Origin of the sequence: Mesorhizobium sp. M0598, from assembly GCF_040320865.1 — a bacterium.
Lineage (GTDB): Bacteria > Pseudomonadota > Alphaproteobacteria > Rhizobiales > Rhizobiaceae > Mesorhizobium.
In genome coordinates this window covers 28,725-40,708 of record NZ_JAMYQL010000002.1, presented here as the reverse complement: position 1 = coordinate 40,708, position 11,984 = coordinate 28,725, and the positions used below count along the sequence as shown (strand labels likewise).

Sequence of the window (11,984 nt, the reverse complement as noted above, 5' to 3'; positions counted from 1 at the left end):
ATTACGGAGAAGTCTTGAAATGACCGCGCGGTGGTACATCGTCCACGCCTACTCGAACTTTGAAAAGAAGGTCGCCGAGGACATCGAGAACAAGGCCAAGCAGAAGGGCCTGTCCGCCGACATCGAGCAGATCGTGGTGCCGACCGAGAAGGTCGTCGAGATCCGCCGCGGCCGCAAGGTCGATGCCGAGCGCAAGTTCTTTCCGGGCTATGTGCTGCTGAAAGCCAATCTGACCGATGCCGTGTTCTCGCTCGTCAAGAACACGCCGAAGGTCACCGGTTTCCTGGGCGACTCCAAGCCGGTGCCGATCACCGAAGCCGAAGCCCAGCGTATCCTGAACCAGGTTCAGGAAGGCGTCGAGCGGCCGAAGCCGTCGGTGACGTTCGAGATCGGCGAAGCGATCCGCGTTTCGGATGGACCATTCGCGTCGTTCAACGGTTTCGTCCAGGAAGTGGACGAGGAGCGGGCGCGGCTCAAGGTGGAAGTATCGATCTTCGGGCGCGCCGTGCCGGTCGATCTGGAATTCGGACAGGTCGAGAAGGGCTGATCCGAAATCCCTGCACCGGTTTCGGCGGCAGGGAAGGCGGCGCGGAGATCGCGCGGCCAAAACGGGTGGGAGGCGAATGCGGCTTTAGCCGGCCGCGCGGACCGCACCACCAGACTGCAACCGCCGGCAAGACCGGCATGAGAAAAGGCAGGAAGAGAGATGGCTAAGAAAATTGCAGGCCAGCTCAAGCTCCAGGTTTCCGCGGGATCGGCCACGCCGTCGCCCCCGATCGGCCCGGCGCTTGGTCAGCGTGGCATCAACATCATGGAGTTCTGCAAGGCGTTCAACGCGCAGACCCAGGAAATGGAAAAGGGCTCGCCGGTTCCGGTCGTCATCACCTACTACCAGGACAAGTCGTTCACCTTCGTCATGAAGACGCCGCCGGTGAGCTACTTCCTGAAGAAGGCTGCGAACCTGAAGTCGGGCTCGAAGGAGCCGGGCAAGGTCAAGGCCGGCACGATCGGCCGCGACAAGGTGCGCGCCATCGCCGAGCAGAAGATGAAGGATCTGAACGCAAACGACGTCGAGGCGGCCATGCGCATGGTCGAGGGCTCCGCCCGCTCGATGGGTCTGGAAGTGGTGGGCTGAGATCATGGCAAAGATTGCAAAGCGTGTATCGAAGACCCGCGAAGGCATCGATCCCAACAAGGCTTATGCTTTGGGTGAGGCGCTGAAGCTGCTCAAGGATCGCTCCTCGGTGAAGTTCGACGAGACGATCGAAGTCGCGATGAACCTCGGCGTCAACCCGCGCCATGCCGACCAGATGGTCCGCGGCGTGGTCAACCTGCCGAACGGCACCGGCCGCAGCGTTCGCGTCGCCGTCTTCGCGCGTGGCGACAAGGCCGAGGAGGCCAAGGCCGCCGGCGCCGACATCGTCGGAGCCGAGGATCTGGTCGACATCGTCCAGAAGGGCACGATCGACTTCGACCGCTGCATCGCCACGCCGGACATGATGCCGCTGGTCGGCCGTCTCGGCAAGGTGCTCGGTCCGCGCGGCATGATGCCGAACCCGAAGGTCGGCACCGTAACCACCGACGTTACCGCCGCCGTCAAGGCATCGAAGGGCGGCGCCGTCGAGTTCCGCGTCGAGAAGGCCGGCATCGTTCACGCCGGCGTCGGCAAGGTCTCGTTCGACGTCAAGGCGCTGGAAGAAAACGTCCGTGCCTTCGCTGATGCGGTGACCAGGGCAAAGCCGGCTGGTGCCAAGGGTAACTACGTCAAGAAGGTGTCGGTCACCTCGACGATGGGCCCGGGCCTCAAGCTCGACGTCTCGACGCTCGCAGCGTCCTGATACGAACAATTGGATCGGCCGCTAAAACGCTGATCCGTGAAAGAATTCCGGGCCTCCGACCTGTCGGCGGCCCGGTACCGGAAGTCGAAAGGCTTCCGGACATCCTGTCCGAGATTGCAGGCGGCCCCCAAGCCTTAGGTGATGTGGGCCTTAATTCATGCGGGCCTGCATGAGACGGGTGAAGACCGGACAAAGGAGCCACAAGCTCCAATGAAAGGTTCGAACCGTGTTTGCCTTTTGTCTGCGCACCGTCCGGCTTGCCGGCAGGTGTGGCGAAAGGGGGCAGGATCCTCGAGCGTCGTTCGGGAGATCCGTTACTGGATGGCCCGGCCGGCAAAAGGCAACCCGACGCCTGTCCTTCGTAGAGGGCAGGGGTCAACTGGAGATAGGCAGTGGACAGAGCGGAAAAACGCGAACTCGTCACGGGCCTGAATGATGCGTTTTCAAGCGCTGGTTCAGTCGTCGTGGCCCACTACGCCGGTATCACCGTCGCGCAAATGAACGACCTTCGGTCGAAAATGCGCGCCGCCGGTGGCACCGTCAAAGTCGCGAAGAACCGTCTCGCCAAAATCGCTCTTCAGGGCACGGACTCCGCATCGATCATCGAGCTGTTCAAGGGGCAGACGCTGATCGCCTATTCGGAGGATCCGATTGCGGCGCCGAAGGTCGCGTCCGATTTCGCCAAGGGAAATGACAAGCTCGTCATTCTCGGCGGCGCAATGGGTACCACCTCGCTCAATGCCGACGGTGTGAAGGCACTCGCCACACTTCCGTCGCTCGATGAGCTGCGCGCCAGGCTGGTTGGCATGATCGCCACGCCGGCAACCCGGATCGCCCAGATCGTCAATGCGCCTGCGGCTTCGGTCGCGCGCGTCATCGGCGCTTACGCCCGGAAGGACGAGGCGGCATGAGGCCGTTCCTCGCTATCACAAACACACGTTCGAACCTTATGAAGGAACATTGCAATGGCTGATCTGGCAAAGATCGTAGACGACCTTTCGAAGCTGACCGTCCTCGAGGCGGCCGAGCTGTCGAAGCTTCTTGAAGAAAAGTGGGGCGTTTCCGCCGCTGCTCCGGTGGCGGTTGCCGCTGCCGGCGGCGCTGCGGCCGCTGCTGCTCCGGTCGAGGAAAAGACGGAATTCGACGTCGTCCTCACCGAGGCAGGCGCTCAGAAGATCAACGTCATCAAGGAAGTTCGCGCCATCACCGGTCTTGGCCTCAAGGAAGCCAAGGACCTGGTCGAGGCGGCTCCGAAGCCGGTCAAGGAAGCCGTTTCCAAGGCCGACGCGGACAAGTTCAAGGCCCAGCTGGAAGCAGCCGGCGCCAAGGTCGAACTGAAGTAAGCGTTGAGTACCGGCGGACGGCGTCGCGCCGTCCGCCACTCCTTTCGCGTCGAAGGGAGGCTGCGTAACGCGAAGAGTGCGAAAACCTCTTTCCTGAGGGCCGCAAACCGGCCTTCAGGAAACGGGTTTTCTCCCGTTTCTGGCCCGCCGCCAATTGGCGGCGGGTGAAAAGACAAGAAGCCGCCGACAGGCGGCGGGCAACAAGACAGGGCCGCCAAGGTGGCCCGAGATGCAAGGCGAGCCGCGGCGAGGCTCGTCCCGAGAATTGAGCTAAGGAGCGACGATGGCCCAAACCCAGACTTTCAATGGCCGCAGACGCGTACGCAAGTTTTTCGGAAAGATCCCGGAAGTTGCGGAGATGCCGAACCTGATCGAGGTTCAGAAGGCATCCTATGACCAGTTCCTGATGGTGGAGGAGCCCAAGGGTGGGCGTCCTGACGAGGGACTGCAGGCAGTTTTCAAGTCGGTCTTCCCGATTTCCGATTTTTCCGGCTCCTCGATGCTGGAATTCGTGAAGTATGAGTTCGAGGGACCGAAATTCGACGTTGACGAATGCCGTCAGCGCGATCTGACCTATGCGGCGCCGCTCAAGGTGACGCTGCGCCTCATCGTGTTCGATATCGACGAGGATACCGGCGCCAAGTCGATCAAGGACATCAAGGAGCAGGACGTCTACATGGGCGACATGCCGCTCATGACCTTGAACGGCACCTTCATCGTCAACGGCACCGAGCGCGTCATCGTCTCGCAGATGCACCGTTCGCCAGGCGTCTTCTTCGACCATGACAAGGGCAAGTCGCACTCGTCCGGCAAGCTTCTGTTTGCCGCGCGCGTCATTCCCTATCGCGGTTCGTGGCTCGACATCGAGTTCGATAGCAAGGACGTCGTGCATGCCCGCATCGATCGCCGCCGCAAGATTCCGGTGACGTCGCTGCTGATGGCGCTCGGCATGGACGGCGAAGAGATCCTGTCGACCTTCTACAACAAGATCACCTACAAGCGCGCCGGCGACCATTGGCGCATCCCGTTCAACGTCGAGCGTTTCCGCGGCCTCAAGGCCGTTGGTGACCTAGTCGACGCCGACACCGGCGAAGTCGTCGTCGAGGCCGGCAAGAAGATCACCGCCCGCCAGGCCAGGGCACTTGGCGAAAAGGGTCTCAAGGCGATCAAGGCGACCGACGAGGATCTGCTCGGCAACTACCTTGCCGAGGATATTGTCAACTACGCGACCGGCGAGATCTTCCTCGAAGCCGGTGACGAGATCGACGAAAAGACGCTGAAAGTGCTGCTTGGCACCGGTGACGATGAGATCAAGGTCCTCGACATCGACCACGTCAACGTCGGCGCCTACATCCGCAACACGCTCAACGTCGACAAGAACGAGAGCCGCCAGGACGCGCTGTTCGACATCTACCGCGTCATGCGCCCCGGCGAGCCGCCGACGCTGGAAACCGCTGAAGCCATGTTCAACTCGCTGTTCTTCGACAGCGAGCGCTATGATCTGTCGGCCGTTGGCCGCGTCAAGATGAACATGCGCCTCGAGCTCAAGGCCGAGGATACCGTGCGCGTGCTGCGCAAGGACGACATCCTGGCCGTGGTCAAGACGCTGGTCGAACTGCGCGACGGCAAGGGCGAGATCGACGACATCGACAATCTCGGCAACCGCCGTGTGCGCTCGGTCGGCGAGCTGATGGAGAACCAGTACCGCGTCGGCCTGCTGCGCATGGAGCGCGCGATCAAGGAACGTATGTCCTCGATCGAGATCGATACGGTGATGCCGCAGGACCTGATCAACGCCAAGCCGGCGGCTGCCGCCGTGCGCGAGTTCTTCGGTTCCTCGCAGCTGTCGCAGTTCATGGATCAGACCAACCCGCTGTCGGAGATCACCCACAAGCGCCGTCTTTCGGCGCTTGGACCGGGCGGTCTGACCCGCGAGCGTGCCGGTTTCGAGGTGCGCGACGTGCACCCGACGCATTACGGCCGCATCTGCCCGATCGAGACGCCGGAAGGACCGAATATCGGCCTGATCAACTCGCTTGCGACCTTCGCGCGCGTCAACAAATACGGCTTCATCGAGAGCCCGTACCGCAAGATCGTCAACGGCAAGCTGACCAATGAAGTCGTTTACCTGTCGGCTATGGAAGAGGCCAAGCACCACGTCGCGCAGGCCAATGCCGAGCTCGACAAGAATGGTCATTTCGTCGACGAATTCGTCATTTGCCGCAACGCCGGCGAAGTGATGATGGCGCCGCGCGAAAACGTCGATCTAATGGACGTGTCGCCGAAGCAGATGGTGTCGGTGGCCGCGGCCCTGATCCCGTTCCTCGAGAACGACGACGCCAACCGTGCGCTGATGGGCTCGAACATGCAGCGTCAGGCCGTGCCGTTGGTGCGCGCCGAAGCGCCGTTCGTCGGCACCGGCATGGAGCCGATCGTCGCCCGTGACTCGGGCGCCGCCATCGGCGCCCGCCGCGGCGGCATCGTCGACCAGGTGGACGCGACGCGTATCGTCATCCGCGCCACGGAAGATCTCGATCCCGGCAAGTCCGGCGTCGACATCTACCGGCTGATGAAGTTCCAGCGTTCGAACCAGAACACCTGCATCAACCAGCGTCCGCTGGTGCGCATGGGCGACCGGGTCAACAAGGGCGACATCATCGCCGACGGCCCGTCGACCGAGCTCGGCGATCTGGCCCTCGGCCGTAACGTGCTGGTCGCGTTCATGCCGTGGAACGGCTACAACTACGAGGATTCCATCCTCCTGTCCGAGCGCATCGTCGCCGACGACGTCTTCACCTCGATCCACATCGAGGAGTTCGAAGTCATGGCCCGCGACACCAAGCTGGGGCCGGAGGAGATCACGCGCGACATTCCCAACGTCTCGGAAGAAGCGCTGAAGAACCTCGATGAGGCCGGCATCGTCTATATCGGTGCGGAAGTGCAGCCGGGCGACATCCTGGTCGGCAAGATCACGCCGAAGGGCGAAAGCCCGATGACGCCGGAAGAAAAGCTGCTGCGCGCCATCTTCGGTGAAAAGGCCTCGGACGTGCGCGACACCTCGATGCGCATGCCTCCGGGAACCTTCGGCACCGTCGTCGAAGTGCGTGTCTTCAACCGCCACGGCGTCGAGAAGGACGAGCGCGCCATGGCGATCGAGCGCGAGGAGATCGAACGCCTCGCCAAGGACCGCGACGACGAGCAGGCGATCCTCGACCGCAACGTCTATTCGCGTCTTTCCGACGTTCTCGTCGGCAAGGAAGCGATTGCCGGGCCGAAGGGCTTCAAGAAGGGCTCGAAGCTGTCGAAGGACACGCTCGACGAGTATCCGCGTTCGCAGTGGTGGCAGTTTGCCGTGGAGAACGAAAAGCTCCAGAGCGAACTGGAAGCCCTGCGCGGCCAGTACGACGATTCCAAGAAGGCGCTCGAGCAGCGCTTCATGGACAAGGTCGAGAAGGTGCAGCGCGGCGACGAGATGCCTCCGGGCGTCATGAAGATGGTCAAGGTCTTCGTGGCCGTGAAGCGCAAGATGCAGCCCGGCGACAAGATGGCCGGCCGGCACGGCAACAAGGGTGTCGTGTCGCGGATCGTTCCGGTCGAGGACATGCCTTTTCTCGAGGACGGCACGCATGCCGATATCGTGCTTAACCCGCTGGGTGTGCCGAGCCGCATGAATGTCGGCCAGATTCTGGAGACGCACCTGGGCTGGGCTTGCGCCGGAATGGGCAGGAAGATCGGCGATCTGATCGACGCGTACAAGACGGCGGGCGACATCAAGCCGCTGCGCAAGACGCTCGAGAGCTTCATGCCTTCCAACGACCGCAACGAGCCGGTCCGCGAATATGACGACGAGAGCATCGTTCGCCTCAGCGAGCAGATGCGCCGCGGCGTCTCCATCGCGACACCGGTGTTCGACGGCGCGCACGAGGCCGACATCAATATCATGCTGGAGCAGGCGGGCCTGCACACCAGCGGTCAGTCGCAGCTCTATGACGGGCGCACCGGCGAGCCGTTCGATCGCAAAGTGACGATGGGCTACATATATATGCTCAAGCTTCACCACCTTGTGGACGACAAGATCCACGCGCGTTCGATCGGTCCGTACTCGCTCGTTACCCAGCAGCCGCTGGGCGGCAAGGCGCAGTTCGGTGGTCAGCGCTTCGGCGAGATGGAGGTCTGGGCGCTCGAAGCATACGGCGCCGCCTACACGCTGCAGGAGATGCTGACGGTGAAGTCGGACGACGTCGCCGGCCGCACCAAGGTCTACGAGGCGATCGTCAGAGGCGACGACACATTCGAGGCCGGCATCCCCGAGAGCTTCAATGTTCTCGTCAAGGAAATGCGGTCTCTCGGCCTCAATGTCGAGCTGGAGAACACCAAGCTCGACGACAACCCGATCCGGCTGCCCGACGCGGCCGAGTAAGCAAGACGTCCGGCCGCGGTCTTCCCGCGACCGGACGCACCAAATTCTCGGCCGATGGCCGATCAAGTCGGCGGGCGTTTGGCCCGCGCTAGATGCAAGGGGTTTTCGAGGACCCCGAAAAGGAGAACGGCATGAACCAAGAGGTCATGAATCTCTTCAATCCCCAGGCGCCTGCGCAGGTGTTCGATTCCATCCGGATCTCGCTTGCCAGCCCTGAGAAGATTCTGTCCTGGTCGTTCGGCGAGATCAAGAAGCCGGAGACCATCAACTATCGCACCTTCAAGCCGGAGCGTGACGGCCTGTTCTGCGCGCGCATTTTTGGCCCGATCAAGGACTATGAATGCCTGTGCGGCAAGTACAAGCGCATGAAATACAAGGGCGTCATCTGCGAAAAGTGCGGCGTCGAAGTCACGCTGTCGCGCGTCCGCCGCGAGCGCATGGGCCATATCGAGCTGGCGGCACCGGTCGCCCACATCTGGTTCCTGAAGTCGCTGCCGTCGCGCATCGGCACGCTGCTCGACATGACGCTGAAGGACATCGAGCGGGTCCTCTACTTCGAGAACTACATCGTTACCGAACCCGGCCTCACCGCGCTGAAGGAGCACCAGCTGCTCAGCGAGGAAGAGTACATGATGGCCGTCGACGAGTATGGCGAGGATTCGTTCACCGCCATGATCGGCGCCGAGGCGATCCACGACCTTCTGGCCGGCATGGACCTCGAGAAGATCGCCGGCGATCTGCGTTCTGAGCTGGCTTCGACCACCTCCGAGCTCAAGCAGTAGAAGTACGTGAAGCGGCTCAAGGTCGTCGAGAACTTCATGGAGTCCGGCAACCGTCCGGAATGGATGATCATGAAGGTGGTTCCGGTGATCCCGCCGGATCTGCGCCCGCTTGTCCCGCTGGACGGCGGCCGTTTCGCCACGTCGGATCTGAACGACCTCTATCGCCGCGTCATCAACCGCAACAACCGCTTGAAGCGGCTGATCGAGCTGCGCGCGCCCGGCATCATCGTGCGCAATGAAAAGCGCATGCTGCAGGAAGCCGTCGATGCGCTGTTCGACAACGGCCGCCGCGGCCGCGTCATCACCGGCGCCAACAAGCGTCCGCTGAAGTCGCTGTCCGACATGCTGAAGGGCAAGCAGGGCCGGTTCCGCCAGAACCTGCTCGGCAAGCGCGTCGACTATTCCGGCCGCTCGGTCATCGTCACCGGTCCGGAGCTCAAGCTGCACCAGTGCGGCCTGCCGAAGAAGATGGCGCTCGAGCTGTTCAAGCCCTTCATCTACGCCCGTCTCGACGCCAAGGGTTACTCCTCGACCGTCAAGCAGGCGAAGAAGCTGGTCGAGAAGGAGCGTCCGGAGGTCTGGGATATCCTCGACGAGGTCATCCGCGAGCATCCGGTGCTTTTGAACCGCGCACCGACGCTGCACCGCCTCGGTATCCAGGCGTTCGAGCCGATCCTGATCGAAGGCAAGGCGATCCAGCTTCACCCGCTGGTCTGCACGGCCTTCAACGCCGACTTCGACGGCGACCAGATGGCGGTCCACGTGCCGCTGTCGCTGGAAGCGCAGCTCGAAGCCCGCGTGCTGATGATGTCGACCAACAACATCCTGCACCCGGCTTCCGGTGCGCCGATCATCGTGCCGTCGCAGGACATGGTTCTCGGTCTCTACTATCTCTCGATCGTCAACCAGAACGAGCCGGGCGAGGGCATGGTGTTTGCCGACATGGGCGAGCTCCAGCACGCGCTCGAGACCAAGGCGGTGACGCTGCATGCCAAGATCAAGGGGCGCTTCCGCACGGTCGACGCCGACGGCAAGGTCGTGTCGAAGATCTACGACACCACGCCTGGCCGCATGATCATCGGTGAGCTGCTGCCGAAGAACCACAACGTGCCCTACGAGACCGCCAACCAGGAGATGACCAAGAAGAACATCTCCAAGATGATCGACACCGTCTACCGCCATTGCGGTCAGAAGGAGACGGTCATTTTCTGCGATCGCATCATGGCTCTCGGCTTCAGCCACGCCTGCCGCGCCGGCATTTCGTTCGGCAAGGACGACATGCTGATCCCGGACGCCAAGATCAAGCTGGTGTCCGACACCGAGGCTTTGGCCAAGGAATACGAGCAGCAGTACAATGACGGCCTGATCACCCAGGGCGAGAAGTACAACAAGGTCGTCGACGCCTGGGCCAAGTGCTCGGAAAAGGTCGCCGACGAAATGATGGCCCGCATCAAGGCGGTCGAGTTCGAGGACAACGGCCGTCAGAAGCCGATGAATTCGATCTACATGATGTCGCACTCCGGTGCGCGCGGCTCGCCCACTCAGATGCGCCAGCTCGCCGGCATGCGCGGCCTGATGGCCAAGCCTAGCGGTGAAATCATCGAGACGCCGATCATCTCGAACTTCAAGGAAGGCCTCACCGTGCTCGAGTACTTCAACTCGACCCACGGCGCCCGCAAGGGTCTGGCCGACACCGCCTTGAAGACGGCGAACTCGGGTTACCTGACGCGTCGTCTTGTCGACGTGGCGCAGGACTGCATCGTCAACTCGCTCGACTGCGGCACCGACAAGGGCCTCACTATGCAGCCGATCGTCGATGCCGGTCAGGTCGTCGCCTCGGTTGGTCAGCGCGTTCTCGGCCGCACCTCGCTCGACGACATCACCCACCCGGTCACCGGCGAGGTTCTGGTCAAGGCCGGAACGCTGATGGACGAGCGTGACGTGGAACTGATCGAAAAGGCCGGCGTGCAGTCGGTTCGCATCCGTTCGGCGCTGACCTGCGAGGTCAGGGTCGGCGTCTGCGCGGTCTGCTACGGACGCGATCTGGCCCGCGGCACTCCCGTCAACCAGGGCGAGGCTGTCGGCGTTATCGCGGCGCAGTCGATCGGCGAGCCGGGCACTCAGCTCACCATGCGTACCTTCCACATGGGCGGCACGGCGCAGGTGGTGGATTCCTCGTTCCTTGAAGCCTCCTATGAGGGAAAGGTCGAGATCCGCAACCGCAACGTGGTGCGCAACTCCGACGGCCAGCTGATGGTCATGGGCCGCAACATGGCGGTGCTGATCCTCGACGAAGCCGGCAAGGAACGCGCCACGCACCGCGTTACCTACGGTTCGCGCATCTTCGTCGACGATGGCGACAAGGTGAAACGCGGCCAGCGCATCGCCGAGTGGGATCCTTATACCCGCCCGATCCTCACCGAAATCGAGGGCAGGGTGGCATTCGAGGATCTGGTCGATGGCATTTCCGTCCAGGAAACCGCCGACGAATCGACCGGCATCACCAAGCGCGAGGTCATCGACTGGCGTTCGACGCCACGCGGCAACGACCTCAAGCCGGCGATCGTCGTCCAGGATGCCAAGGGCAAGGTCGGCAAGCTGTCGAAGGGCGGCGACGCCCGCTTCCTGCTCTCGGTCGAGGCCATTCTTTCGGTCGAGCCGGGCGCACAGGTTCGTCCCGGCGACGTGCTGGCGCGTATCCCGATGGAAAGCGCCAAGACCAAGGACATCACCGGCGGTCTGCCGCGTGTGGCCGAACTGTTCGAGGCACGCCGTCCGAAGGATCACGCCATCATCGCCGAGATCGATGGCACGATCCGCTTCGGCCGCGACTACAAGAACAAGCGCCGCATCATCATCGAGCCGCATGACTCGACGCTTGAGCCGGTCGAATACCTGATCCCGAAGGGCAAGCCGTTCCATCTCCAGGACGGCGACGTCATCGAGAAGGGCGACTACATCCTCGACGGCAATCCGGCGCCGCACGACATCCTGGCGATCAAGGGCGTGGAGGCGCTTGCCTCCTACCTCGTCAACGAGATCCAGGAGGTCTACCGCCTGCAGGGCGTGTCGATCAACGACAAGCACATCGAGGTGATCGTTCGCCAGATGCTGCAGAAGGTCGAGATCACCACGCAGGGCGATTCGACCTACATTCCGGGCGACCACGTCGACGTGATCGAGCTGGAAGAGGTCAATGAGCGCCTGGTCGAGGAAGGCAAGAAGCCGGCCGAAGGCCAGCCGGTGCTGCTCGGCATCACCAAGGCCTCGCTGCAGACGCCGTCCTTCATCTCCGCCGCCTCCTTCCAGGAGACGACGAGGGTGCTGACCGAAGCTGCGGTTGCCGGCAAGACCGACATGCTGCAGGGGCTGAAGGAAAACGTCATCGTCGGCCGGCTGATCCCGGCCGGTACCGGCGGTACGATGAGCCAGATCCGGCGCATCGCCACCTCGCGCGACGAGTTGATCATCGACGAGCGCCGCAAGGCGTCCGGCGTCGAGGTCGCCGAGCCGATGCTGACCGACATGGTTAACGCCGCGCAGTAAGCGCGCAAGCAAGAGAAGATAGGAAAGGGGCCTAAGTGGCCCCTTTTCGCATTTT

General features: G+C 62.6%; 6 protein-coding genes and 1 pseudogene. All 7 read left to right on the top strand.

What is annotated here, in order from left to right:
- The first annotated feature begins 19 nt into the window (after positions 1-19).
- The 7 genes and pseudogenes from nusG (at position 20) to rpoC (ending at position 11,929) form a co-directional block, all read left to right on the top strand.
- Complete coding sequence (gene nusG, locus NKI59_RS03170; protein ID WP_006333333.1) at positions 20-547, top strand: transcription termination/antitermination protein NusG; 528 nt, start codon at positions 20-22, stop codon at positions 545-547.
- 159 nt (positions 548-706) lie between these two features.
- On the top strand, positions 707-1,135 hold the full coding sequence (rplK, locus tag NKI59_RS03165; RefSeq protein WP_023680440.1) for a 50S ribosomal protein L11: 429 nt from the start codon (positions 707-709) through the stop codon (positions 1,133-1,135).
- Between the two features lie 4 nt (positions 1,136-1,139).
- The gene (gene rplA, locus NKI59_RS03160) at positions 1,140-1,838 is read left to right on the top strand and encodes a 50S ribosomal protein L1 (protein ID WP_352702307.1); all 699 of its coding nucleotides are present in this window, start codon (positions 1,140-1,142) and stop codon (positions 1,836-1,838) included.
- Between the two features lie 392 nt (positions 1,839-2,230).
- Positions 2,231-2,749, top strand: a complete 519-nt coding sequence (gene rplJ, locus NKI59_RS03155) for a 50S ribosomal protein L10 (RefSeq protein ID WP_008875657.1) — start codon at positions 2,231-2,233, stop codon at positions 2,747-2,749.
- A gap of 54 nt (positions 2,750-2,803) precedes the next feature.
- A complete protein-coding gene (rplL, locus tag NKI59_RS03150) occupies positions 2,804-3,181 on the top strand; it encodes a 50S ribosomal protein L7/L12 (protein ID WP_023680442.1) in 378 nt (125 codons plus the stop codon).
- Positions 3,182-3,464: 283 nt separating this feature from the next.
- Complete coding sequence (rpoB, locus tag NKI59_RS03145; RefSeq protein WP_023680443.1) at positions 3,465-7,601, top strand: DNA-directed RNA polymerase subunit beta; 4,137 nt, start codon at positions 3,465-3,467, stop codon at positions 7,599-7,601.
- A 131-nt stretch (positions 7,602-7,732) separates the two neighbouring features.
- Positions 7,733-11,929 (top strand): annotated as a pseudogene (rpoC, locus tag NKI59_RS03140) (DNA-directed RNA polymerase subunit beta').
- Positions 11,930-11,984: the final 55 nt, after the last annotated feature.